The 23,464-nt window shown below is 57.3% G+C and carries 23 protein-coding genes; 10 read left to right on the top strand and 13 right to left on the bottom strand.

Annotated elements, in window-relative coordinates; all coding sequences use genetic code 11:
• Positions 1-44: 44 nt before the first annotated feature.
• The 4 genes from NK8_RS14530 to NK8_RS14545 are packed head-to-tail and all read left to right on the top strand — an operon-like array spanning position 45 to position 8,324.
• A complete protein-coding gene (locus tag NK8_RS14530) occupies positions 45-755 on the top strand; it encodes a flagellar motor protein MotB (protein ID WP_213226744.1) in 711 nt (236 codons plus the stop codon).
• A complete protein-coding gene (locus tag NK8_RS14535; RefSeq protein ID WP_213226745.1) occupies positions 746-2,494 on the top strand; it encodes an EH signature domain-containing protein in 1,749 nt (582 codons plus the stop codon). The genes NK8_RS14530 and NK8_RS14535 overlap by 10 nt, the downstream gene beginning before the upstream one ends.
• Before the next feature lie 2 nt (positions 2,495-2,496).
• Positions 2,497-6,363 carry an SNF2-related protein gene (locus tag NK8_RS14540; RefSeq protein WP_213226746.1) on the top strand — a complete coding sequence of 1,289 codons (3,867 nt, stop codon included), beginning with the start codon at positions 2,497-2,499 and terminating at the stop codon, positions 6,361-6,363.
• A gap of 53 nt (positions 6,364-6,416) precedes the next feature.
• Positions 6,417-8,324 carry a DUF262 domain-containing protein gene (locus NK8_RS14545; RefSeq protein WP_213226747.1) on the top strand — a complete coding sequence of 636 codons (1,908 nt, stop codon included), beginning with the start codon at positions 6,417-6,419 and terminating at the stop codon, positions 8,322-8,324.
• 584 nt (positions 8,325-8,908) lie between these two features.
• Here NK8_RS14545 and NK8_RS14550 read toward each other — a convergent pair.
• From NK8_RS14550 to NK8_RS14565, 4 genes are all read right to left on the bottom strand, one after another.
• The gene (locus tag NK8_RS14550; protein ID WP_213226748.1) at positions 8,909-9,841 is read right to left on the bottom strand and encodes a replication initiation protein; all 933 of its coding nucleotides are present in this window, start codon (positions 9,839-9,841) and stop codon (positions 8,909-8,911) included.
• 105 nt (positions 9,842-9,946) lie between these two features.
• Positions 9,947-10,312 carry a helix-turn-helix domain-containing protein gene (locus tag NK8_RS14555; protein WP_213226749.1) on the bottom strand — a complete coding sequence of 122 codons (366 nt, stop codon included), beginning with the start codon at positions 10,310-10,312 and terminating at the stop codon, positions 9,947-9,949.
• 294 nt (positions 10,313-10,606) lie between these two features.
• Complete coding sequence (locus NK8_RS42795; protein WP_225936176.1) at positions 10,607-11,008, bottom strand: hypothetical protein; 402 nt, start codon at positions 11,006-11,008, stop codon at positions 10,607-10,609.
• On the bottom strand, positions 11,005-11,691 hold the full coding sequence (locus NK8_RS14565; protein ID WP_213226750.1) for a hypothetical protein: 687 nt from the start codon (positions 11,689-11,691) through the stop codon (positions 11,005-11,007). The genes NK8_RS42795 and NK8_RS14565 overlap by 4 nt, the downstream gene beginning before the upstream one ends.
• 686 nt (positions 11,692-12,377) lie before the next feature.
• Between NK8_RS14565 and NK8_RS14570 the strand changes: the two genes are divergently transcribed.
• Positions 12,378-12,773 (top strand): hypothetical protein, encoded by a 396-nt coding sequence (locus NK8_RS14570; protein ID WP_213226751.1) that lies wholly within the window; start codon positions 12,378-12,380, stop codon positions 12,771-12,773.
• 60 nt (positions 12,774-12,833) lie between these two features.
• Here NK8_RS14570 and NK8_RS14575 read toward each other — a convergent pair whose 3' ends face one another.
• Positions 12,834-13,052, bottom strand: a complete 219-nt coding sequence (locus NK8_RS14575) for a hypothetical protein (protein WP_213226752.1) — start codon at positions 13,050-13,052, stop codon at positions 12,834-12,836.
• Between the two features lie 205 nt (positions 13,053-13,257).
• A complete protein-coding gene (locus NK8_RS14580; protein WP_213226753.1) occupies positions 13,258-13,710 on the bottom strand; it encodes a hypothetical protein in 453 nt (150 codons plus the stop codon).
• Between the two features lie 772 nt (positions 13,711-14,482).
• Here NK8_RS14580 and NK8_RS14585 point away from each other — a divergent pair.
• On the top strand, positions 14,483-14,890 hold the full coding sequence (locus NK8_RS14585; protein ID WP_213226754.1) for a VOC family protein: 408 nt from the start codon (positions 14,483-14,485) through the stop codon (positions 14,888-14,890).
• A 3-nt stretch (positions 14,891-14,893) separates the two neighbouring features.
• Here NK8_RS14585 and NK8_RS14590 read toward each other — a convergent pair whose 3' ends face one another.
• Together NK8_RS14590 and sap1 are read right to left on the bottom strand one after the other, a co-directional pair.
• Entirely contained in the window at positions 14,894-15,445 is a 552-nt protein-coding gene (locus NK8_RS14590) for a YaeQ family protein (protein ID WP_213226755.1), read from the bottom strand.
• Between the two features lie 251 nt (positions 15,446-15,696).
• Complete coding sequence (gene sap1, locus NK8_RS42800) at positions 15,697-16,041, bottom strand: surface attachment protein Sap1 (RefSeq protein ID WP_225936177.1); 345 nt, start codon at positions 16,039-16,041, stop codon at positions 15,697-15,699.
• A gap of 400 nt (positions 16,042-16,441) precedes the next feature.
• On the opposite strand from sap1, the gene NK8_RS14600 reads away from it, so the two are divergent.
• Both NK8_RS14600 and NK8_RS14605 read left to right on the top strand, forming a co-directional pair.
• On the top strand, positions 16,442-17,068 hold the full coding sequence (locus tag NK8_RS14600; RefSeq protein ID WP_162066714.1) for a LysE family translocator: 627 nt from the start codon (positions 16,442-16,444) through the stop codon (positions 17,066-17,068).
• Positions 17,065-17,535 carry an SgcJ/EcaC family oxidoreductase gene (locus NK8_RS14605; RefSeq protein WP_213226757.1) on the top strand — a complete coding sequence of 157 codons (471 nt, stop codon included), beginning with the start codon at positions 17,065-17,067 and terminating at the stop codon, positions 17,533-17,535. Before NK8_RS14600 ends, NK8_RS14605 begins: the two co-directional genes overlap by 4 nt.
• 12 nt (positions 17,536-17,547) lie before the next feature.
• Here the strand turns inward: NK8_RS14605 and mnmE are convergent, their stop codons facing one another.
• Positions 17,548-18,936: a tRNA uridine-5-carboxymethylaminomethyl(34) synthesis GTPase MnmE gene (gene mnmE / locus NK8_RS14610; RefSeq protein WP_213226758.1), complete on the bottom strand. Its 1,389-nt coding sequence runs from the start codon at positions 18,934-18,936 to the stop codon at positions 17,548-17,550.
• Between the two features lie 313 nt (positions 18,937-19,249).
• Here mnmE and NK8_RS14615 point away from each other — a divergent pair, with 313 nt between their 5' ends.
• Positions 19,250-19,666 carry a transcriptional regulator gene (locus tag NK8_RS14615; RefSeq protein ID WP_213226759.1) on the top strand — a complete coding sequence of 139 codons (417 nt, stop codon included), beginning with the start codon at positions 19,250-19,252 and terminating at the stop codon, positions 19,664-19,666.
• A 181-nt stretch (positions 19,667-19,847) separates the two neighbouring features.
• Positions 19,848-20,261, top strand: a complete 414-nt coding sequence (locus NK8_RS14620; protein WP_213226760.1) for a hypothetical protein — start codon at positions 19,848-19,850, stop codon at positions 20,259-20,261.
• A gap of 64 nt (positions 20,262-20,325) precedes the next feature.
• Here the strand turns inward: NK8_RS14620 and yidC are convergent, their stop codons facing one another.
• The 4 genes from yidC to rpmH all read right to left on the bottom strand — a co-directional run bounded on the left by yidC (position 20,326) and on the right by rpmH (position 23,060).
• On the bottom strand, positions 20,326-21,993 hold the full coding sequence (yidC, locus tag NK8_RS14625; RefSeq protein ID WP_213226761.1) for a membrane protein insertase YidC: 1,668 nt from the start codon (positions 21,991-21,993) through the stop codon (positions 20,326-20,328).
• 8 nt (positions 21,994-22,001) lie between these two features.
• On the bottom strand, positions 22,002-22,319 hold the full coding sequence (gene yidD / locus NK8_RS14630; RefSeq protein WP_061174327.1) for a membrane protein insertion efficiency factor YidD: 318 nt from the start codon (positions 22,317-22,319) through the stop codon (positions 22,002-22,004).
• A gap of 58 nt (positions 22,320-22,377) precedes the next feature.
• Positions 22,378-22,854: a ribonuclease P protein component gene (rnpA, locus tag NK8_RS14635; protein WP_225936178.1), complete on the bottom strand. Its 477-nt coding sequence runs from the start codon at positions 22,852-22,854 to the stop codon at positions 22,378-22,380.
• Between the two features lie 71 nt (positions 22,855-22,925).
• Positions 22,926-23,060, bottom strand: coding sequence for a 50S ribosomal protein L34 (gene rpmH / locus NK8_RS14640; protein WP_004198824.1), 135 nt, complete (start codon positions 23,058-23,060; stop codon positions 22,926-22,928).
• Positions 23,061-23,464: the final 404 nt, after the last annotated feature.

Below are 23,464 nucleotides of genomic sequence, written 5' to 3' on the forward strand. Positions count from 1 at the left end.
GCTTGGTATCGCCCTTCAGCGCATGAAGCGCGCCGCGTGACGCCATGTTTTCACGAATCGTTGTTAAACGCTCTGGGAAGTCTGAAGGTGAAAGTCCCTTCTGGATTTCCTTTTCGGACCTGATGTCCGCACTGATGACCCTGTTCCTGGTTGTAATGGCCGCGACGCTTATCTCTGTAACCAAGAGTGTCTCAGCCGTTGAGCAGAGGAAAATACAGCGGGAAACGGACATCCGGGAATTGATGGCTCAAATCAAAGAAGTATCGCGCCAGTTTCCAGAGGTAAAGGTCAACGAAACAACGTATCGAATTGACCTTGGTGACATCGTCCGGTTTGATAGCGGACGGTCAGACATCTCGACCAACGGCGCGACTTTCCTCCGAAACTACGTACCGGTTCTGCTCAAGGCACAACAGACAGATATTGGCCGCAAATGGATTCGCCGCATTGTTGTGGAAGGGTTCACCGACCAGGACGGTAGTTACTTATATAACCTAGGGCTCAGCCTCGACCGCAGCCGGCGCGTAGTTTGCGCACTATTCGCGACGCCGACCAGAGACGAAACACCGCTGAGTATCGGGCAAAAGACGCAGATTCGCGACCTGTTTCTCGTTGGTGGTTATTCGTTCAACTCCACGAAAGAGTCCAAGGAAGCGAGTCGCCGGGTCGAACTGAAGGTCGAATTCTGGGCGCTTGACGAGCAACCTTCCGCGCCTCTCGCGCCCACCTCGAAGGAATTCGGGCAATGCAGCTAGGTACCGACGCTCTAGCCCGCCTGAAGTCAGCGCTTGACCGAAAACTTGCTGCTTTCAGTTCCGACTGGAAGGAACTGGGGCAGCCAGTATTGGTTGAAAAAGCGAGTGAGCAGGCAAAGCGTATTTTCCAGGAATATGCGAGTGCGCGTCCCTCGGCACGCGATGCCTATGCGTCGGCGCTTGCCTTCCTGCGCGGACATGAACTTGATGAATTTCAGAGGGACACAGTTGCAAGCGCGCTAAATCAAGAGGTCGCGGAACGGCAGGGCGCGAGACCCATCGGCAGTGACAGGCTCGCGGCACTTTTCAGATACTACGAGGACGAAGCGGTTGGTGGAAGGTTGTGGCGCCTAACCTGGTTTGGCCTGCTGGTATCGTATTTCTCGTACAACCCGCTCCCCGCGAAGGGAATGGAGCACGAGGGTTGGCTTTCGCTAAGAAAGCTCCTCGCCAGGACATGGCCTCATATCAATAGCGCCAGTGGTAACGCGACGGCTCCCGACTGGATTACTACGCTGCGTCAGCACCCTGCACTTATCGGCGAAAACGCTGCGGACGAATTTGCAGACCATTATCTCGGCGGTGACCGGGCCATCCTTGATTCAATTGTTGAGAACGTCGGCATCCCGGAGAGTAGTTGGTTCTGGCATGCACTGGTCTTCAGCGCGGTGAAAGCCAGTGCTGCCTACAACGACGAACAATTCAGGGCAGTAATACCGCGCCTGATTGAGCTCATCAAATCTCGTCCCGTATTTCGGGATGAAGCCCTCGAGGCTCTTCTTGCACGTTACCACCGAATTCCTGGGCATCCGGTTCATCACGAACTTCGGGACTACGTCGTAGGAAAAGACGTATGGCGCAATCCAAAACTAAAAGCAGCGGGCATTGCGACCGCTTGGAATCGGGTGCCCGACGCTGTTTGGCGAATGGTCTTGCAATGGGTGAACGAGGGCAACCTGCGGGACTTCTTCGACGTGCTGGCTGCCCGAAATAGTGCAGACGAGGGCCGGCTTGCGTTTTGGAGCCGCTACATGCGGCAGATTTCTTGGACGCGTCTGATTTTCAGTAGCGAAACGGTGTCGCTGGCGCGAAGCAACAAGGCGGTCCGAGAGCTTATCGCCCGGGAGACAGGAGCTTACGCCACCCTGTACGGAAACAAGAACATCGATGCGTTCATTATGCAGATTGGCGAATACATTGTTGTCGAGTTCAGTACAACGGGCAACGCTGCGTACGTCTATGACTTGGCGACACTCCGCTTCGACAGATACTCAACGACCTATCACGGTGGCACTGAGGATTTGCGCTACGGATTTCGCACTGGGGCACGATGCCGAATCATCCATAACGCAGGCTGGCAGTTCAGCGCGGCGCACGAACTGGCTCGACTTGGCATACGTCCCGACGACGATAAGAAGTCGCTACGACGGCCACATCCTATGCCCTTCGAAGCGCAACAAATGAAAGCGACACCTCCGCCTCAGTCTATGCCGGCGGGGCCGGCATGGGCTCCCCCCATCGTACCGTCGCGAGCGAACAAGCACGCACCATTTTCCATGGCGGCGCTCGAGGCGCAGGTTGAGCAATATATCGGCGCATACATCGATGACAGACGGCAAGCCGCAGGCGGCCGACTGTGGGTTGAAGACCCGCGACAGGACATCGCGCTTGGCAGGCAGCTTAAGGCGTGGGGTTTTAAATGGGCTAACTCACGTTCGGCTTGGTACTACGCGGAGTAAGAATGGCTTTCTTCAACCTGTTTAAACGCGATGCCTCGAATAAAGCGGCACGCTCGAGCTTTCAGCCGGAGTGGACCGAACACGGCATTGCATTCAGGCTGGCTTTCCCGCTGCCGACCCCGACGGTCGATGAGCTGCAGGCGAGAGCGTTCGCCGTTGAACAGCACGAATTCGTCCTTGCTCATTACCTCCTGCAACTGGTGCAGGAGGGCGCCGCTTCAATTGACGTCGACACCATCCTTCTGTCCTGGTCGGAGTTCTATCGACTGCGGGAAATGGCTGAACATCAGTCTTCGCTTTCGAGCATCATCGTGCCACTCGAGCGTCCGGCTCAGCCGGTGTTGGACCACTTGGCTACGCTTTCGGACTCATCCTTCGACGTTTTTGTCGAAGGATGGGAATTGAACGGGCGTAGCCTCCGCACGGCCCGACGGATAGGCGCGGTGCTGATTGTCGATGATGAGGAAATGCTTCTCCCCGCGGCAACATGGAAGACGGTCGCAATCGTTGAACAGTTTCGGCTCCGTTCTGCGGAGCAGCGCACGCAACATTTCAACGAACTAGGTTGGGGGAACATCCGCGCACAAGCTGAGGTTGGTGGCGCTCTTTATAAATCGCAGTATCTGGCAACGACCCACGTTCTTACACCAGGCAAACTGCGCCTTCCTCGGGTAAAGGAAGAGACTGCTTTCGGTCGTGTTCACACGGTAATGCCAACGTTTGATGGTGCGCCGACCGGATGGTTGCGCGCTTTTGACCAGTATGAGGCCGTGCAGGCTCATTACGACCTTGCGAGCATCGACGGTGGCCGCGTGCGCATCGTGTTGTCCGAACCCGTCCGCAAGGTTCTCCAGGTCATCAAGCGCGACATGCCGGGGCGCCGCGTTGCCGGTGCACTAGCTGAAAAGTTCATTCACAACCCGTGGGCCTTCCTTGGCGAGAGCGCAGCCGAAGTCTTCAACGAGGATGACTTCCTGCTGGACAAAGCCTCTGCCGGTCCAGTCACGACGGTTTTCTCAGTCGCGCCGCGGATGAGAGACGGTCACATCGATGCAGTAAGTCTCGTTGTGACTGAACACTATGCCGATGGCGCGGCCCAAACGTCTGAATGCAATTTTGACGGCACGGCATCGCTCGCAGAATTTGTAGCGACTCTGGAGAAAGCTTTATGCGAGGAGCGTGAGCAGTTTCCGTGGAACGAGTTTGACCTTACTGTCGACGTTGAGTCCACATTACAGCTCGAGACCGCTCGACAGGTTTTGTTCTTGTGGCGAACTCAGCCGGCCGCGCGCATTGATTTCACAGACGTCTACACGCTGGACGACTACAGCGACCGAATTCACGGGATTGGCGTAGCCAAGCCCGTGTATGTTCCAGTGATGCAAAAGGCTTCTTCAGAAGCAGACGATGACGGTGGCTGGTTGCCCGATACATTGACCCCGATGGTATCCGTCACCTTGTCCGGGCACGACGGACACGTTCTCATCCCGCTGACCGAAGAGTGGGTTCAAAACTTCGAACAAGCGGTTCAGCAGGCAGAAAAGGAAGGAATCAGCGAGGTACGCGACACCGAGATGCCAACGGCCATCGATACTGTCCAGGCGAGGCAGCTTGCGGATGCTTTCAGTTCAATGATTGCCGCAAGTGAAAAGGTCAAGGCGGAAAAAGCCAGCGAACCGTCAAAGCCGCGCAGGACGCGGGAAAGTCTGCTCGTCAAAACCAACTTCAACGAAGTTGATTATCAGGAAGCGAGACGGGCTATTCTGACGCCTCCGGCAGATGCGAAGGTCCATCTGCCGGCGTCTTTGCGACCCTCCATTTCGCTCAAGACTCACCAACGGCAAGGCATCGCGTGGTTCCAGCATCTCGTCGCACTTAGTCCTTCAGACTGCCGGGGTGCACTCCTCGCTGATGATATGGGTTTGGGAAAAACGCTTCAGCTGCTCACGCTGCTCGGCTGGTTCTACGAACAGCAGCCTGAAGGAAAGCCTTCACTGGTTGTCGCACCGAAGAGTCTGCTGGAAAACTGGGCTCAGGAGATTGAGCGATTTTTTACTCCCGCTTTCCCAGCACATCTCGTTTTGCACGGCGAGGAATTGCGAGCGAGAAAACAGCCCATAGACCTCATCGACGAACAGTTGCAGACCAGAGGCGTCACAGAACTCCTCAAACCTAAGTGGCTTGGGAACCACAAAGTCATCATCACGACCTACGAGGTACTGACCGGTTATGAATTCTCGTTCGCCCGTCAGGAATTCGCGTTCGTCATCTGCGACGAAGCGCAACGTATCAAGACTCCCGGCACACGGGTTACGTTAGCTGCCAAAAAGCTAAAAGCGGACTTTCGTATTTGTTGCACCGGAACGCCGGTGGAGAATTCTCTTGCTGACCTATGGTGCCTCTTCGACTTCGTGCAGCCAGGCTTACTGGGTGCACTGGAGACGTTCGGCCGAACCTATCGCAGACCGATTGAGTGCAACACTGAAGAACACCACGACAGCCTGAACCGTCTTCAGTTGCTCATTGCACCGCAGACCTTACGTCGGACGAAGGAAGACATTGCCGACGAACTTAAGAAGAAATATTTCGTCTTGCAGGGACTAACCCAATCCACCTCTTCGCTCAGTGTTAGTCCAGCGGATAGCGAGCGACTTGAGGTCGCCATTTCAGGCCACCAGCTCGTGCTGTACAAGGGGGGACTCAAAAAGCTGCAAGACGCTGCCGTGGAGCGCGACGCCAAGCAACGCGCGAGGCTTTCGTTCGGCGCGTTGCATTTAATGAAAGCTGTGTGCGCTGAGCCATATTGCCTGCCGGGAAGCCGATTTGCGCCAGATAAGCGCGGACCTGACGCCCATCTTGAAAATTCACCGAAGATGCGGTGGCTCCTCGAGCAGCTCGAATCGGTTTCAAGCCGCTCAGAGAAAGCTATCGTCTTCACCGAGTTACGTGAGGTGCAGGCTGCGCTCGCCTACTTCATCCATCAGCGATTTGGCATCAAACCGTCGGTAGTGAACGGAGATACTCAGGCGAGACAGGGCATCATTGACCGCTTCTCTCGCAGCAATGGCTTCAACGTCATCATTCTTTCAACTTTGGCTGCCGGCGCCGGCCTGAACGTGACGGCAGCCAACCATGTGTTTCATTACACCCGCGCGTGGAACGCAGCAAAAGAAAACCAGGCGACCGACCGGGCGTATCGCATCGGTCAGGAAAGGGATGTATTTGTTTATTGTCCAACGGTAGTGGCCGATTTTCCTACGTTCGAGGTGCGTCTCGACGAAATGCTGAAGCGCAAGGGAAAACTTGCAGGTGCAACCATGAGCAACTCTACGATGGAGGTCATGCTAAACGGCAACATCGAAGATGTGCGTATGTCTGAATTGTTGGGAGATATACCCGGCTCCACGCGTGTTGAGCTCACGTATCTCGCGATGGACGACATCGACCGGCTTGACGGCACCAGCTTTGAATATTTTTGCAGGCTGTTGTGGGAAAAGCGCGGATACGTTGCATCCGTGACGACAAAGACGCGTGGTGACGGCGGTATTGACGTGATTGCGTTGCAGGGAAAAGAAGGTGAGTTGCTTCAATGCAAGTCATCTGCGAGCGCCGAACTCGGATGGGATGCGGTGAAAGAGGTAACCGCAGGTGCTGCGCGATACCAAAATACATACGCGGGGACACGCTTCAGGCGTATTTGTGTGACAAATCGGCGGTTTAACGTTGGTACACATGCCCAAGCGGACGTGAACCGCGTTCAATTGGTTGAAAGGGGTGAGCTAGAGCATCTGCTCAAGCAATATCCCGTAACGGTTGACGAATTAGACGATGAATTGATGAGAAGAATGTCGCTATCGAGTGCAGCATAGCGGCAAGTGTGTCGTCCTTACTACAGCTATCCATTAAGACTACATTTATCACTATGGCCAGGTCCGCGTTTCAAACCAATCCAATCGCCTTGCGAGAGCTACTCGACGACTGTGACAGGGGCGCTCTTCAATTGCCCGACTTTCAGCGCAGTTGGGTATGGGATGAAGACCGCATCAAAAGCCTGATTGCGTCCATCTCTCGGGCCTTTCCAGTTGGCGCACTGATGACCTTGGAGACGGGAGGTGACGTTGAGTTTAAGCCTCGGCCGGTTGAGGGCGCTCCAAGCTCTGCTCAGTCGGCGGCCCCGCGTTCACTTCTCCTTGACGGTCAACAGCGTATGACGTCGCTCTATCAGGTAACACTTCGTGGGAAAGTCGTCGAGACCGTTACGCCAAAAAACAAGAAGGTCAAACGCTGGTTCTATATCGATATCAGAAAAGCGATGGACCCTTCATGTGACCGGGAAGATGCCATTGTTGGTGTGCCGGAAGACCGGGTCGTCCGCACGGATTTCGGGCGCTCTGAGGTTCTTGACCTGACTACCCCAGAACGCGAGTACGAAACGCTAATGTACCCCGTTTCGCAAGTATTCGACTGGGATTCTTGGCAGGACGGCTTCCAAGAGTATTGGCGCGGAGATGAACACTCAGACACGCGGAAGTTGTTCAAAGCATTTAAGCAGGCGATTCTCGAGAATTTCAAAGACTACCGGGTACCGGTTATCGCGCTGGACAGGTCGACGTCTAAGGAAGCAGTGTGCGTCGTGTTTGAAAAGGTCAATACCGGAGGCAAGCCGCTTGACGCATTCGAACTCGTTACGGCGATGTATGCCGCCGAAGGGCACGAACTTCGAAAGGATTGGTTCGGTAGTGAAAAAACGAAGGGCCGGCAGAGTCGCTTTGCAGAGACGTTGCGTCCCGCGGGTGCTGCTTCGGGCATCATCGCGAACGTCACCAATACGGACTTCTTGCAAGCAATCTCGCTTTTTTACACTCGGGAGAAGCGGCGAGAGGCAGAGCAAGCCAAAAAATCTGGAAAAGAATTACCGTCGGTCAGTGGAAATCGACAGGCGCTCCTGAACCTACCCTTGGCTGCTTACAAGAAGTATGAGGCACAAGTCGAGACTGGGTTTACTCACGCAGCTAAGTTTCTTCATATGCTGCATATATACCGGGTGTTCGACTTACCTTACCAGTCGCAAATCGTTCCGCTTGCGGCGATTCTAGCCGACATAGGAACTGCATGGGAGCACGATACCGTTCGCACAAAACTGGTTCAGTGGTATTGGAATGGTGTTTTTGGCGAGTTGTATGGTTCAGCGGTCGACTCGCGTTTCGCGCGCGATTTTTTGGAAGTGCCTGCATGGCTGAACGGTGGGCCAGAACCGACGACAATCAGCGAAACTATTTTCCGAGCTGACCGACTTAAAACGATGCGAATGCGCCTATCGGCTGCATACAAGGGCGTTAACGCCCTGCTTATGCGGGATGGCGCCCGCGATTTTCGCTCTGGGCAGAAATTTGACCATACTGTGTTCTTCGGAGAAAACGTCGATATTCACCATATCTTTCCACAAGACTGGTGTAAAACGAACGGCATCAAGCCGGCCGTGTACGATTCGATTATCAACAAAACCCCTTTGTCCTACCGAACAAATCGGATTATCGGTGGAGTGGCGCCGTCCGAGTATCTTGCGAAGCTTGAAGGCGGTAATTCGACAACCCCGCCTATTGACCGGGAACGATTGAACGAGCATCTTGAGTCGCACTTCATCAATTCGAGTCTGCTTCGAAGCGATTCGTTCGAAGCGTTTATGTCCGACCGACAAAAGCAGTTATTGGCTTTGATTGAAGACGCAATGGGGAAGCGTGCGTATGCCGGGGAGACTCGTGAGGAGGGTGAAGATTACGAGTCAGACGAGGCGACTTTGGAGGCCGATTTGACGATGGATGTCGCATAACGCAATCGCGGTTGCCAGGTGGCAACGACCCCCAAAAGCGGGTGCTGAGAGCATAGCGAAAGCTGACTTTTGCTCGATGAGAGTGCCGGCTCAGCACTCAAAAAGCGGATGCCGGAAAGGAGCGCACGATGGGAAGTATCCACCGTCTAACCACCGGAGGGGGATGCTATTTGGTCGTTGTCTAAGCTTTGACATCCGGCGAAATCTCATCGCTTTTCCCACCGTGGATGGGAAGAGTGTTGCGAGAATTGGCTGGGATTTGGTATAGCGTTGTGTGTCGTCGACCGAATGGAGGGTTTAGCGTAAAGCGTTCAAATCATGAGAACAGGACTTTTGGCGCATCGACCTGAAGTTGCTCGGAAAGGCTAGTCCGTCCAAAACTTATGAGAAAGCGAGGAACTCAGACGCTGAGCGCAGAGCTTCGATTGCTTCACGCCTACAGCATGCGATGAGCTCGAGATACAGTGAACCCGGCTAAGCCTAATTCCGCAGCGGCTTAGCCGGGTTCGCCTTTGTTTCATGAGGCTGCGGATTGGCCCCATTGGCGCTGCTACCTGATAAGGCTTCACTTACCACTTACTCCGTCACTCACCGCTCGCACGCAGCCACGCGGCAATCGTCGGATGCGACACGCCGAGCTGTAAGGCAATTGCACGGTTTGACAGTCCTTGCAGCGCAAGACTAATGGCCACGGACCGTTGTTCTTCCGTCGCCGCACGGCGTGCCGCGCCCGAAGCAACGCCACCGCGCCGGCCTCGTTCTGCCTGCACAGCTCGAAAGCCTGCCGGAGTCGTATTCCTCCATGTCCACCTACTGACGCTACGGCCAATACCTATCACTTCGTTCAGCCCCATGGGGTCATCGAACGTATTGAGTGACAACGCTTGCTGAATACAGGCTTCACGCCACCGATTCTCTGCACCAGGCCCCCAGTACGCTCGAATGGCTCGTACAGCCCACGCCGACAGCATCTCGAACAAGTCGCAATTGCGGCTAAAGCCTTCCGGCTTCGGGCGGCGAGGTAACGACGACGGCAAATCAACGTAATCGGCTAGCAGACCCAGTTCGTACTGCGGGCAGTTTGCTGGCTCCCACAGCTTCCAGCGTTCATTCAACGGGTTTTTCGCAGTAGGGCCATTGAAGGCCACGTCCGCATCCATGCGTAACATGTAAGCGTGCTCAATCGCTGCCAGATAGCGTTGGGGGTGTTTTCTAGCTGCATCAGTCACGCACACGGGTGCGGCAAGTGCGTAGCCGATGTGTGCATGTCCGTTTGCCGGATTCGTTACAACGTAGGTCGGTGGCGGCAAATCAGCGTCGGTCCACGCGCTTGCGGCGTCTGCCCGGTCGATGTCAAAAATGAGCCAGCACGCGAGCGCTGGGTTGCTCATTTGCATGTAGGGCAGAGTCAGCGCTGTTGAAAGTGGCCGTACTCTTGATGCATTTTTTTCGATGCCGCACCATGGTTTGTGCGGCGCGTATTCTTCTATCAGGTCTCTGAGGGCGGACGACGACATGACACACCTCTGGGTGTGCCACACCAGCAACTAACTATATTTATGCCTTTGCACTGCTACGAAATATTTCCTCCGCGTGCTTGTGCGGCGGATAAGATTCCGCGCCTATACTCGATTGTCGGTGAGTAACAACGCGCTTTGCGCGCACCCCGCTCCGGTTCCAGCCGGAGCGGGGTGCGAAGAGCTGCGAACTACCGCGTACCGCTCGGTCACGGTTCGGATAATTAGAGACGACCGCCGACGCTCGCGCCGTTGAATGGGACGACCGGTCGTTGGCATCGTGGTCTGCGTGGGAAGTGACTGTCGTTTGGCATCTAGCCAAGCGTCGACGTCTTCGGACCGAAAGCGAATCCGGTTGCCCAGTTTGATAGCACTGGGAAGGTCTCCACCGGAAGAATGGCGGTTATAAATGGTTTGCACTGCCAGACCAAGGAATGCGGCCAATGCGTGGGGCGACATGAGTTGTTGCATGAGTCACGCTTCTGTTTGCAGTCACATGACTGCATAAAGTATAAGCGCGCGTTACCTCCATTTACCGTGTCAAACGGTGACAGCGATGCAAAAAAATGTATTGAAATTCGATTGCCGTAGAGCGACTGAAAGAGCGCTATTTTTAAGCCATCGCCCGCGGCAATGCTACGCACCAAAAAGTGTCCTATAAGGACACTTCACGCTTTGCTCAACCGGTGGCCGATTTCCATCGGGTGCTGAACGAAGAAAACGCCCTCGATGCCTGATGGGCCAAGAGGGCTAGAGTTCTCGTTTTCATCTGCTGTTCGAGTTTGCACGTTTCGTGCGGCGCGTTGCGCGACATTTTTCCAGCTCTTCCCTGAGCGAGTCTATCTCTGTTTGCATACCATCTGCTCGTCGAAGGAGCTGCCCGACTTGGTACCAGTAGGCATAGCCTAAATCTCCATCCGCCAGCGCGAGTTCATGGATTTTACGAAGTGCAATGTCTAGGTCAATCTGATTTTCGGACGTCACATCGCGGCCTCGAGGAAGCGAAAGTTGGCGCTCACTTGACGAAACTGGGGAGCGCCTGAGGAAGCTCCCCTCCTTCACATAGCGTCTTTTGATGCGCAATAAAAGCAAGCTGAAAAGGAATCCGACCGCCGGCACATACAGAAGCGGCAGGTTTGGGAGAACGGTGTCCAGAATTTCCTTCACGGCTTTGCGAGTCGTGAAGTATGGCCCTTCGCGAAACCTGCTGCGGCCGTCAGTGCTGTCTTGACCTCTCCAATCCTAAGAAGTTGAAGCGGTGTACGGCCATCAAGCTCTTCAGTCGCAGTGGTGAAAAAATCCCACATGACCCACCCTGATTTGTCGCGCAGGCGACGTATGACCTTCGCGAGGTCATTTCGGTCAATGATTTCTGAAATAAAAAATGCAGGGTAGTACCTTGCTCGGCCGGCATTCGCGCTGAAGATTCGTCTCAAAGAAACGTCTCGTCGCAATTTTTCGACTGAGATATTCGCGGCGAGACAAAAGTCCTTCTCGCGGAGCAGCTTTCCCGCTCGAACAAGTGCGCGGCGGTCTGCCAACGCACCTTGATTCTTTCCTTCGAGTTCCGATTCTTGAGCTTTCGAAAGGTCGCGGAAGCGCTTACGCAGTTCCTCACCTTCTTCATACATCGCGCTCAGGTCGAGGTTGTACACCGTTGCGACACCAATGACTTTCCATAGGTCGCTCTTAAATCTTTGCCCGAGTTCCGCAGCTGGAAGGTCCCGCCATGCCTCGACGCCTTCCGGGTCGACCAAGAGAGCAGCAACCACGGCGCGACGAATTGCATAGTTCACTCGTGCGTCTTTGAGCGCCGAGATGTCCTCTGTTTGACGAGCGGGCCGCACCATTGTGATTCCTCGTTTTGACGTGTGAATACGCGTCTGATTTCAGGCAAGTACAGGACATCGGCCGAGCCTTCAGTGATGGCGTCAGTTGTACACAAAAAACAAGCTAGCAAGCTCGATTGATTATCGTCAACAAATAATTCGCAATGCTTGGCAAATTGCTTATTTAACGCTATACGGAGGCAGTTTTTATTGTTGCAAAGATGCGATACCGCGCGTTAGACCTGGCGCAAGGAAGTCACAAGATTGTTCTTTTGAACGAGCGCCTATATCGCGACCACCGTGCGGCATGAGACCGGAGGGCAGCAAGGTCACACAAAATGTCCGGCTACCAGCACTTCTGACTTGCGCGAGAAGACAAGGTCACCGAGATTGTCCGGAATTCTGGGCGCGGGCGGCATGACAGCGCGATTTTTTTCTGATGAAACGCCCTGTTGAACCGGCTACGCGAACGAAATCTTGATTGTTTCGGTGCTCCAGCAGGAACTCTAAGGACAATTATTGTGACCTTGTCGTCGCGGACGCAGTCATCCGGACAATTCCGGTGACTTTGTCGTCGCGGACACAGTCATCCGGACAATTCCGGTGACTTTGTCGTCGCGGACGCGGTCATCCGGACAATTATTGTGACCTTGTCGTCACGGCCCTCATCACCCGGACAATTCCGGTGACCGTCCGTCAGTTCACAAATGCGCAAAATCACTGAGCGTTACAAAGCGCTGTGGCCATATCTCGGAATGGCGACGGTCGCCACCTCGGAACGACGTTGGCGGGTCGGCGTGACCGTCATCGTGCCGAGAAATCGCTTCGTCCTTATGCGAAACTGCCATGGTTGCGCGCAGGAGGAAAAAATATCGCTATTCATTGGCTTTATCGCCTATTTTTTTATTTCAACGGCGCTTACAGAATATTCGGCACAACAAGCGCCAAAAAACCTTCCCGGACGCTCTATTTTGGTGCAAAAGCGCGATTTTTCGCGGGTTTTATCCATGGCAGTTTCGCATAAGGCAAGGGAAGATTCCGCACGTACGCGGCACCCATTTACCTGTTGTGCAGTCGGGTCACGCCAAGTTCAGGTCCGCTAGCGAAGGACATACGAGCGCTGCCTTGGCAGTACCGCTTCCGGCGACTTTCATAGCCACGCGCTAGGCGTCACCAAGGCGTAGCTCCAGAAATGCATGAGAACTCGGTGATTTGCTTACTATCGAATCGAGAATGCTTAAGCTCAGCTTGAGTTCATATTCGCAGTAGTCAGACAGCGCTTCGTCAAACACATCAGCAGCATCGAGTCTGATACGTGCGACAAGCACACGTTTGAGCAAGTCAAACAGTTCTGCCTGTGATGGCGCTTCGGATATCGCCAATTCGACCTCCGCTGTTTGTGAGAAACCTTTACCGGTGTGCGACAACCCGCTAAATGCCGTTGGGACGACAACCACTCACGATTTTGTCAATTCTATGGCTGTGCTGCCGCGATTGCGCGCAGTGGCCATAGGAGACCGTTGGGTAATCGTGCCCTACTAGGGCACGACGTGTCACATCCGCCAGCTTCTCGGGAGCGCCGCCCTACTAGGGCACAGGACGCGTTACATCCGTCGGCTTCGCGCCATGGCGAGGCAAACCGTCGGTGTAGGGCTGGACACCTCCGTGCGCGAGCATCACTGGAACGGCGTCGGCCAAGTGTGGAAATTTTGCCTTGAAAAGCGCCGGCTCCTCCAGAATGATGGCCTCGGGCAAGTCTCTCAGCGCTATGGCGGCATTGAGGCCCGCCTTGCGCAGGGCACTCACGTCGTCGAGCAAAGACCCCATTCGCGGAATCGCCTCGTCTTCTTTATAAATTCGAAGATGACATGCCTGTTCCACTGTCAGAGTAGGCGTGAGCTGCGCGTCCAACACGGTTCGCAGCAGCCGCCTCACCCGTGAAAAGCTCTCGTTTGACCCCGACACTTCTTCGTTGCGTGCGGAGGGGCGAGCGCCGGTTGAATGGATTAGTTTCAAATAAGGTTGCTTTTCCTCAGGCATTACAACACTTTCGAGTGTGAAAGCGGGAAAGTGTACTTCAGAGCGGGCAGCCATTCGAAGCGATTTACATGCTCTGAAGAACTTGCTAGCGAATCAGGGCGGCCTGCGGGCAAAGCTGGCGCTCCTCGACGTCAGGCTCTTCAGGATGCACGCGGCCGCATGCTTCTCGTGCCCCAAGGTGCCGATTCAAACCGAAGTGGGTACGTCGCGAGGCGGCCGCACGAAGGTTATTTGGTTGAAGCGGGCGTATCTTAAGCCTATCGTGCAGGCGACTGAGCCTGCGTTTGCTTGATGGCATGAATGGGCGCCTCCCCCAAAAGGCTGGCAAGTACAGAACATCTGACTTAGGCTGCACTCAGCAGGACTCGAGGCGGATTTTGCCGGGCGTGGCCAACAGCGTCACGCGGTGAGGGGCTGTGCGAATCTGACCTGCTTTACACCAAAAACAGGCAGTTGCACTGCGCGAATTTGGCGATACTTCGTGAAGTTGCGGTGCCACTCCGCCGTACTGTTGCAATTGTCGTGGTCGGATGCTAAGGCCGGATTTGCAGCCCCACCGGTTTTGGGGCATGGGGTGGGGCATGCAGGAAAGTTACCGCGAGAGATTCCGAACTATTGTTTTGGTGTTTTCGCAACAGTTCAGGGGCCCTCCTCACCACGAATTCAAAAGGGCCTGGCTCAAACGCCAGGCCCTTTCTCATTCCACCCGCCTCTGCCGTTTTCTCTTCCCACCGCGCTAAACTGCCTCTCACATCGAACGCAAGAGGCCCCCATGCACTTCAAGATCCTTGAAATCGATCACGTCGTGATCCGTTGCGACGATCTCGACAACATGGTCAATTTCTATCGCACCGTGCTGGGTTGCCCAATCGAGAAGGAACAGCGCGACATCGGCCTCGTGCAAATGCGCGCCGGCCGCTCGCTGATCGATCTGCTGGCCGTCGGCGCAAGTATCGACCGCCCGGACAGCGGCCAGCCGAGCGAGGGCCGAAACATGGATCACCTCTGCGTGCGCGTCGAGCCGTTCGATGCCGATGCCTTGCGCGCGCACCTCGAAAAGCACGGCGCCCGTATCGGCGAAGAAGCGCGGCGTTACGGCGCCGAGGGCTTCGGACCATCGCTCTATCTGTTCGATCCTGAAGGCAACATGGTCGAACTGAAAGGGCCGCCCGAAGCCTGACGCTCAGATCGCGCCCGCCTTGAGCACGTTCCAGCGAATCGCGACAGCATCGACGGTTTCGCTTCCCAGCGACGCCTCGCCGTCCTGCATCATCAACTGCAGGCGCATTGTGCGTTCGGCCAGCTTGCCGAGCGCTCCGGCGACGCCATCCGCGAGCGACCAGACCGTCACGTTCTGCAACCGCTCGACCTTGCCCTTCACGCCATTCCACCAGATATCCGCAGTCCTGCCGGCATAAGCGATGACGATCACGCGGTCCGAACGGCCGCTCGCCTTCGCGATGCGCCGCTCATCGGGCTGGCCGACTTCGATCCAGGTTTCGATTTGCCCGGTGAGATCTTTTTGCCAGAGATCAGGCTCATCCGTATCGGAGAGGCCCTTGCAGAACTCGAGGCGCTCGTTGGCGAACAATCCGAATGCAGCGACGCGCACCATCATCCGCTCATCGGTTTCCGATGGATGGCGCGCGATGGTCAGGGAATGATCGCCGTAGTAGTGGCGATCCATGTCGGCAATCTGGAGGTCTGCCTTGTAGATCGTTGATTTGAGAGCCATTCAGCACGGGAGCCGGTGAGTAGCCGGCAAAAAATTGTCGAGTGGCGCGATAGGTTAGGTCGCGCGCGAGACCGACATTGTGCGGCGAATCCGGGGAAATTTGGAAAAAAGCGACACGCGCGCAATCGCTCATCAAGCGGCGCGGCGTTGGACTAATACTGACGATTAATCCGCGGATAAAACGAAACGCCGGCGCGAACCAAAAAATCGCGCCGGTTTTCCGAGCTAATTCAAGCGCAAATGCCGCCTGTTTATTGATCGATGAAACGATCCGTGGTCCACATGCCTTGCGTATCGCTATTCGCGGCATTGACGAATTCGACGTCATGGCCCACCACGCGAATCACGCGAAAATGCGAATCGACCGGAGTCGAAATGCATTCGAAACCCTCGAAAAACTGCTGCATCTTCTGATGCTCGCCGGCTCTCGCGTGCTGGTCGGCCGAATCGAACTTGTCCTTGGACAAGCAGCCATACGAATTGGGCCGGAAGGTGAACGTCTGCTGAGGCTGAACGACGCTGTCCTGGGCTTGCGCCACGGAAGCGGCTGCAATCAAACCCATCACCGCGAAGAGAGCACTGGCGCGTTTCTTCATGTATATAGCCCCCAAACGAAATAATTCGAAATTAGCTATGTATTTAAAAGCGGATGACCGCAAGACTCATGCTAGTTGAGTGCGCCAAACTTGCAAGCACATGTCGTGTGCGATCGCAACACGTCAGAATGTCGCAGGTTTTTAAGTCCGATCTTATTTAACGCGAATCAAATGAAAATCGTCGCAAAGCTGCTTTTAGAGAAATGAAAGGCTGACTATTGTCCTATCAGGCTGCGACATTTCGCCTCCCGATCAATCTTGGTGCACTGCACGAGATGCCGATGCGGGTCAGCAAACAGATCGAGAAAAGGAACGCCGCGCCGTCAAGGTGGCTGAACGGCCTATTGCCACACTCCCGAGTTCATGGATAAATCGACGCATCACACCCAGGAGATCCAGCATGACCCTCGCTCAATGGCTGCCGTTCGCGATCGCGTCGGCGATTCTCGTCGCGATTCCCGGCCCGACCGTACTGCTCGTCGTGTCCTACGCGCTCGGCCACGGCCGCAAGTACGCGTTTGCCACCACGCTCGGCGTTGCGCTCGGTGATCTCACGGCGATGACGGCATCGATGCTCGGCCTCGGTGTGCTGCTCGCCGCCTCTGCGGAACTGTTCATGGCTGTTAAATGGATCGGCGCGGCGTATCTCGTGTATCTCGGCGTCAAGCTTTGGCGCGCGCCCGTCATCGATACGGACGCTGTGCAACCCACCGGCGAATTGCGCACGGGCCGCATCATGGCGCACGCCTACGCCGTGACCACGCTGAACCCGAAGAGCATCATCTTTTTCGTCGCATTCGTGCCGCAATTCATCGATCCGCACGCGGCGAGCGTGTCGCAGATCGCGATTTTCGAGGCGACCTTCGTCGGACTGGCGGCGGCCAACGCATTCGCTTACGCGCTGCTCGCGTCCGGCGCGCGCAAGGCGATCCGCAAGCCTTCCGTGCAGCGCGCGGTGAACCGCACGGGCGGCGCGCTACTGATGGGCGCGGGCGTCTTCGCGGCGGCCTGGAAGAAAGCAACATGAGTCAGCACGACGATTGGAGCGCCAGCGCGAGGCGTATGTATTTCGGGCTGCTCGACGACTGGAACCGGCAGGACGCAGCCGCAATGGCGGCGCGCTTCACGGAGCGCGGCAGTCTGATCGGTTTCGACGGCAGCGCGATCGACGGACGCACGTGCATCGAGGCGCATCTCCAGCCGATCTTCGCGCAGCATCCGACGCCACGCTTCGTCGCGAAGGTGCGCGAGGTGAGACGCATGGCGAGCGGGCAGTCGCTGCTGTTACGCGCCGTCGCGGGCATGTGGCCGCGCGGCGCGACGGCGCTCGAACCGGGTTTGAACGCGATGCAGACGATGGTGCTGTCGCTGTGCGACGGTGCGTATCGGATCGAACTGTTCCAGAACACGCCGGCCGCGTTTCACGGTCGGCCGGAAGAAAGCGAGAGGCTCTGCGCGGAGTTGCGTGAGCTTGGGAAGCCCGAGGGCGCATAGCGTCGGCTGCGCCTATTTTCCGATGCAGAAGCGGCTGAAGATCACGCCCAACAGATCATCGGACGTGAATTCTCCCGTGATCGCGTTTAGGTTGTCCTGCGCGAGCCGCAATTCTTCCGCGAAAAGATCGAGCACTTGCGAGCGTTGATCGGCGTGCTCGGCGGCCAGCGCGAGATGATCGTGCGCTTCACGCAGCGCGATCAGATGACGTTCGCGCGCGAGATAGACGCTCTCCGCGCCCGCTTGCCAGCCAGCGATCTTCAACAGTTCTGCGCGCAGCAGCGAGATGCCGTCGCCGGTTTTTGCCGACAGGTTGACCTCGCGCGCGTGACCTTCGCCGTCGCGCGTACCGGCCGGCACGCCCGCCAGATCCGTCTTGTTCCTGACGCGCACGACAGGCGCGCCCGCTGGAAAGCGCGCGGCGATGGCCTGGTCTTCCGGCGTCACGTCCTCGCGTGCATCGAGCAGATGCAGCACCACATCGGCGCGCTCGATTTCACCCCACGTACGCTCGATGCCGATGCGCTCCACCTCGTCCTGCGTCTCTCGCAGTCCGGCTGTGTCGATGATATGCAGCGGAATGCCTTCGACCTGAATCGTCTGCGCGACCTTGTCGCGCGTCGTGCCGGCGATCGGCGTGACGATCGCGAGCTCCGCGCCCGCGAGCGCGTTCAACAGCGACGACTTGCCCACGTTCGGCTGACCCGCGAGCACGACTGACAGACCTTCGCGCAGCAGAGCGCCCTGACGGGCATCGGCAAGAACCGTGTCCAGCCGCTCGCGGATGCGCGCGAGTTTGCCGCGCGCGTCGGCCGCTTCGAGGAAATCGATCTCCTCCTCGGGGAAATCCAGTGTCGCTTCAACCAGCATGCGCAGGGTGATTACGTCTTCCACGAGCGCGTGAATCTCGCGCGAGAACGCGCCCTCCAATGAGCGGCCCGCCGAACGCGCGGCGGCTTCGGTGCTGGCTTCGATGAGATCGGCGACGGCTTCCGCCTGCGCGAGATCGAGTTTGTCGTTGAGAAAGGCGCGCCGCGTGAATTCGCCGGGTTCGGCGAGCCGCAGGCCGAAGTCGCGGCCTGCTTCAATGGCGCGTTGCAGAACCAGCTGCAGCACGATCGGGCCGCCGTGTCCCTGCAATTCCAGGACGTGCTCGCCGGTGTACGAGTGCGGCGCGGGGAAATAGAGCGCGATGCCGCGATCGAGCGCTTCACCGTTGCCATCGGCGAACGGCACGTAGCTCGCGTGGCGCGGCGCCAGCGACTGGCCGCATAGCGCGTGCATCGCTTTATGCGCGGCGGCCTCACCCGCGCGGCCGAACGACAGGCGCACGACGCCGATGCCGCCGCGCCCCGGCGCGGTGGCGATTGCGACGATCGGATCGGTGTCGTTGCTCAGCATGACGGTAGGGCGACTGGGTGGTTCGGAAGTGCGGGCATTGTATCGCGCGCGGTGCCCGCAATTCACCAATTCGAGATGGCGAAAAGCGAGCGCATCCGCTATCTTTTTTGAGATACAGGGAGAAACCTGCCGAGACCTGAAATCTTGAGAGTTCGATCTGATAACTCGCCAAAGCCCGCGTGGGATGGTGAATATATGCTGCCCGAAGGCAACCATGACGAACGCTTATTTAAGATAAAACAATTCATGCACACGCAAAATATAACTCGAATGGTTGACTTGTAAGCAGCGATTGCCTCGCACAATCCTGCCCATGCCTACACCACAAGAAAAAGCCGATTTCTCCGAGCGGCTCAAATTCTCGATGACCCGCGCACCCGAAAAGATGCGCGGCGCGACTGATCTCGCCTTGCATTTCAACTTGCGCTATCAAGGCGAGCCGGTTTCACCGCAGACGGCGCACAAGTGGCTGACCGCGCGCTCGATTCCGACGGTCGACAAGCTGAAGACGCTAGCAGAATGGCTCAAGGTCGATCAGCACTGGCTGCACTACGGCCCGCCGCCGAGCGGCAATCCGCAGGTGACACCGAAACCGCTCGCGCGCGACGAGCACTATCCGGCGACGGAAGAAACGCTGGAGCTGGCGACGAAGATCGAAGCGCTGTCGCCGCATCATCGGTATTTGCTCGAGGAATTGATCGAGCAGTTTTATGGGGCGATGAAGCGGTGAATCGCCTTTGTTGGGGAATTTTCGTAACTTTGAGATAAATCCTCGGCGCATCGAAACGCTGAACGAACCGCTACTGCGTGAGGCTGGAGCCAGGTTCGGACACCTTCATCGGCCAAAAGGCATTTGGTACGCCAAAAGACCTTTGGCCACTCAAGAACGACTTTCGCGCATTCTCGGGTTCATGAAACGCATCCATTCTCTCGCCACCTTCAAGAAGCGCTTCCGAGAAGCGCTCATTGCGAAACAATCAGACTTGAACAAGCTGGGGCCATTTCGCAGCGATCCGTTTAAATTGGGTAGCGGAAAGGCTCTCGCCACGGCGATCTACGCGAAGTTCGGCGTGCAACTGAGGGATGCCACGACGCAACGCTGGATCAATGGCCAAGGATTCCCGTCCGAGGAGAACTGGCCACTTCTGACTGCGCTCGTCGAAAGATCCCGTGATTGGCTGACAGGCGCTTCGGACGCGCATGGACATGGCGTTACGAGCCTCGAGGCCAACGAGCCCGTACGGCCTTACGGCAACGTTCCTCCACGAGAACGGGCTCTCGCATTGCTTCGTGAAGCGACGCGCATCATCGAAGACGATATCTAACTCACAAAGCAAAACGCCCGGCCAAAAGCCGGGCGTTTCCACGTCCAAGGAGAAGAAAAAGCGCTTACGCCGCCTTCTTCCTCTGCCCCATCATGCGCGTGATGTAATACTGCTGCGCGATCGACAGCACGTTGTTCACCACGTAATACAGCACCAGACCGGCCGGGAAGAAGAAGAACATGACCGAGAACGCGATCGGCATGAACATCATCATCTTTGCCTGAACGGGGTCCGGCGGCGTCGGGTTCAGCTTGGTCTGCACGAACATCGAGACGGCCATCAGCACCGGCAGGATGAAGTACGGGTCTTGTTGCGACAGATCGTGAATCCAGCCGATCCACGGCGCGCCGCGCATTTCCACCGACGACAGCAGCACCCAGTACAGCGAGATGAACACCGGAATCTGCACGACCACCGGCAGACAGCCGCCGAACGGATTGACCTTTTCGGTCTTGTACAGCTCCATCAGCGCGGCGTTCATCTTCTGCGGATCGCTCTTGAAGCGCTCGCGAAGCTGCTGCATGCGCGGCGTGATTTCCTTCATGCGCGCCATCGACTTGTAGCTCGCCGCCGACAGCGGGAAGAACACGGCCTTGATGAGCAGCGTGAGCAGCACGATCGCCCAACCCCAGTTGTGCACGTAGCTGTGGATCTTCTCGAGCAGCCAGAAGAGCGGCTTGGCGATGATCGTCACCATGCCGTAGTCCTTCACGAGCTCCAGACCCGGCGCGATGCCTTCGAGCATGCGCTCTTCTTCCGGACCGGCGAAGAGGCGCGCATCGACGTTCGCGGTCTGTCCCGGCGCGATCGTCTGCGCGGGCAGCGTCATGCCGACGCGATACAGATCCGGATCGATCTTCTGCACGTAGATATCGCGCTTCACGCCCTGCTGCGGAATCCACGCCGACGCGAAGTAATGCTGCACCATCGCGATCCAGCCGTTATCCGACGACGGCTCGAACGTGGCCTTGTTCTTGTCGATGTCGGAGAAATCGATCTTCTGGAAGTGCTTCTGATCCGTGTAGACCGCCGGCCCGATGAACGTATGCGAGAAGCGCGGCGTTTCGACCGGCGTGTTGTCGCGCACGAGTTCCATGTAGAGCTTCGGCGAGACCGGCGCGGTGCCGACGTTCTCGATCTTCGTATCGACGTTGATCACGTAGCTGCCGCGCGTGAACGTGTAGGTCTTGATGACCTTCACGCCACCCTTCACCGGCGACTCGAACGCGATCTTCAGCGTCTTTTCGTCGCCCGTCAGCGACGTCTGGCCGGGCACCGGCGTGAAGACGTCGTTGTGGTTCGGGAAGTCGCCGCCGAGCAGGCCCGTGCGCGCGAGGTACGTGTGGTTCGCGGTGTGATCGAACAGCGTGATGTAGAGGTCAGGCTGCTTGCCGTCGCCTTCCTTGATCAGCGAGAGCTTCGAGAGCGTGCCGCCGCGCGTGTCGATTTCGCCGGAGTAGACGTCGGTCGTGAACTTGACGAGCTGTGCCTGTGCCGTGGCGGGCGGCGTCGCCGTGCCAGGCGCGGCCGTGCCGGCAGGCGCGTTCGGCAGTTCGGAAGGCTGTGCGCCGGATGCGGCGGAGCCTGGTGCCGGGTTGCTGGCGGTCTTGGCCGGTTGCGTCGCGCTCGGGAAGAACATCGACGGGCGCCCATGGTCGCGTTGCCAGTTGTCGAATAGCAGGACAACTGACACGAAGAAGATGACCCATAGGACGGTGCGTTTGATATCCATGCGTTGTCTCAGTGTCGATCGGAAAGCGCTTCAGCGCCGTTTAGTGTTGAAAGCTTGTCTTGCGCAGAATCCGCGCGCGACTCGGACGCGTCGTCGGAGCCGGCGTGACCGCGGGCAGGAGGCACGAGATCGACGCCGCCCGCCGAAAGGGGATGGCAGCGGCACAGCCGCTTCACGGCGAGATACGTGCCATGCGCGGCGCCATGATACTGGATTGCCTCGCGTGCGTAGTCGGAACAGGAAGGATAAAAGCGGCACCGGTTGCCGAGCAGCGGGCTCACAGCAACCTTGTAGAAGCGCAACAACGCGATGAGTGCCGTTTGCATAAGCTTCGCGCCGCGCGCCGGGTTCACCATGAGAGGCAAATCTGGCGCAAACCGCGCTTCATGACCCTGACGGGCCGGATGTGTCGTCGACGGCGGGCGCCTCGGGCGGCGCCGCCACGGTTTCGGCCGCTCGGCGCGCAACTTCGCGCACGGCACGGTCGAGCAATGTTTCCAGTTCGCTGCCGACGAGCGCCCGAAGCGGCGGGGAACTCGCGCTCGGCATCGCCTTGCGGTCGAGCTTCGCGTGCAGCCGGACGAGAATATCGAATCCGTTCAGCTGCTCGCGACGCAGCCTGAACGCGTCGCGTGCAAGCCGCTTGATCAGATTGCGCGTGACCGCGCGCGGCGCCTGCTTCTTGCCGATCACCAGTCCGAGCCGCGCTTGCTTTCCGGACGGCTTGCCGTACAGAACGAAGTGCGGCGACCGGCGCCAGGGGCGCAAACGAAAAACGGATGAGAACTCATCCGTTTTCAGCAGCCTTGCGGCCTTGGGGAACGCGGCCTGCGCCGGCAACTGAACGATGTCCTGTCTCAAGACTTCTGTGCGGCGCGTGAGCGGCTCGCCGTCGAGTGCAGCATCCAACCGCGAGCGAACACTCGGCAGACTTAGATTGCCAGGCGCTTGCGGCCCTTCGCGCGGCGAGCGTTGATGACCTTGCGGCCACCAGCGGTCTTCATGCGAACGCGGAAGCCATGGGTGCGCTTGCGGCGCGTCACGGAAGGTTGGTAAGTACGTTTCATGTTGCTCTCACTTGAGTTGATTGACCGCGCGGGCTTGGCTCCAGTGTGGTCACTGCAAGCGCGATGGCCGGAGGTTCAGGAATTCTGTTTTCGCGGAACCCGCTATTTAAACCGTTTTCCTATTGACCGTCAATAGCTTAGCACTCGCGAACGCGCATTCCAGCGCATTTTCGGCCCGTCCGGCGCGTTGATTTGACCCTGTGGATAACTCGCGCGCCACCCACTTTTGGCGTTAGAATCTCGCCTTACTCCCAAATATCCGCCCGCTGCTTCGGCCCGCCGTCCGCCCGCAAACCCTTGCGGCGTAAGCCTCCGGAGCATACCTGCTCGGCTGTGCCGGGACTTGTCCGAACGTTCGGCAAGCACGGCCCGCAGGTGCGGAGCAACCATAACGACCGCATTCG

Origin of the sequence: Caballeronia sp. NK8 (assembly GCF_018408855.1) — a bacterium.
In the GTDB taxonomy this organism is placed as follows: Bacteria; Pseudomonadota; Gammaproteobacteria; order Burkholderiales; family Burkholderiaceae; genus Caballeronia.

Bases quoted from the DNA above. Each gene is read 5' to 3' on its own strand.
- NK8_RS14600 (WP_162066714.1), top strand. From the start codon at position 16,442: ATGACCCTCGCTCAATGGCTGCCGTTCGCGATCGCGTCGGCGATTCTC.
- NK8_RS14580 (WP_213226753.1), bottom strand. From the start codon at position 13,710: ATGCCTGAGGAAAAGCAACCTTATTTGAAACTAATCCATTCAACCGGC.
- NK8_RS14565 (WP_213226750.1), bottom strand. From the start codon at position 11,691: ATGGTGCGGCCCGCTCGTCAAACAGAGGACATCTCGGCGCTCAAAGAC.
- sap1 (WP_225936177.1), bottom strand. From the start codon at position 16,041: ATGAAGAAACGCGCCAGTGCTCTCTTCGCGGTGATGGGTTTGATTGCA.
- NK8_RS14530 (WP_213226744.1), top strand. From the start codon at position 45: ATGTTTTCACGAATCGTTGTTAAACGCTCTGGGAAGTCTGAAGGTGAA.
- NK8_RS14545 (WP_213226747.1), top strand. From the start codon at position 6,417: ATGGCCAGGTCCGCGTTTCAAACCAATCCAATCGCCTTGCGAGAGCTA.
- NK8_RS14570 (WP_213226751.1), top strand. From the start codon at position 12,378: ATGCGCAAAATCACTGAGCGTTACAAAGCGCTGTGGCCATATCTCGGA.
- NK8_RS14605 (WP_213226757.1), top strand. From the start codon at position 17,065: ATGAGTCAGCACGACGATTGGAGCGCCAGCGCGAGGCGTATGTATTTC.
- mnmE (WP_213226758.1), bottom strand. From the start codon at position 18,936: ATGCTGAGCAACGACACCGATCCGATCGTCGCAATCGCCACCGCGCCG.
- NK8_RS14620 (WP_213226760.1), top strand. From the start codon at position 19,848: ATGAAACGCATCCATTCTCTCGCCACCTTCAAGAAGCGCTTCCGAGAA.
- NK8_RS14615 (WP_213226759.1), top strand. From the start codon at position 19,250: ATGCCTACACCACAAGAAAAAGCCGATTTCTCCGAGCGGCTCAAATTC.
- NK8_RS14540 (WP_213226746.1), top strand. From the start codon at position 2,497: ATGGCTTTCTTCAACCTGTTTAAACGCGATGCCTCGAATAAAGCGGCA.
- NK8_RS14550 (WP_213226748.1), bottom strand. From the start codon at position 9,841: ATGTCGTCGTCCGCCCTCAGAGACCTGATAGAAGAATACGCGCCGCAC.
- NK8_RS14585 (WP_213226754.1), top strand. From the start codon at position 14,483: ATGCACTTCAAGATCCTTGAAATCGATCACGTCGTGATCCGTTGCGAC.
- rpmH (WP_004198824.1), bottom strand. From the start codon at position 23,060: ATGAAACGTACTTACCAACCTTCCGTGACGCGCCGCAAGCGCACCCAT.
- NK8_RS14535 (WP_213226745.1), top strand. From the start codon at position 746: ATGCAGCTAGGTACCGACGCTCTAGCCCGCCTGAAGTCAGCGCTTGAC.
- NK8_RS14590 (WP_213226755.1), bottom strand. From the start codon at position 15,445: ATGGCTCTCAAATCAACGATCTACAAGGCAGACCTCCAGATTGCCGAC.
- NK8_RS14555 (WP_213226749.1), bottom strand. From the start codon at position 10,312: ATGCAACAACTCATGTCGCCCCACGCATTGGCCGCATTCCTTGGTCTG.
- yidC (WP_213226761.1), bottom strand. From the start codon at position 21,993: ATGGATATCAAACGCACCGTCCTATGGGTCATCTTCTTCGTGTCAGTT.
- yidD (WP_061174327.1), bottom strand. From the start codon at position 22,319: ATGCAAACGGCACTCATCGCGTTGTTGCGCTTCTACAAGGTTGCTGTG.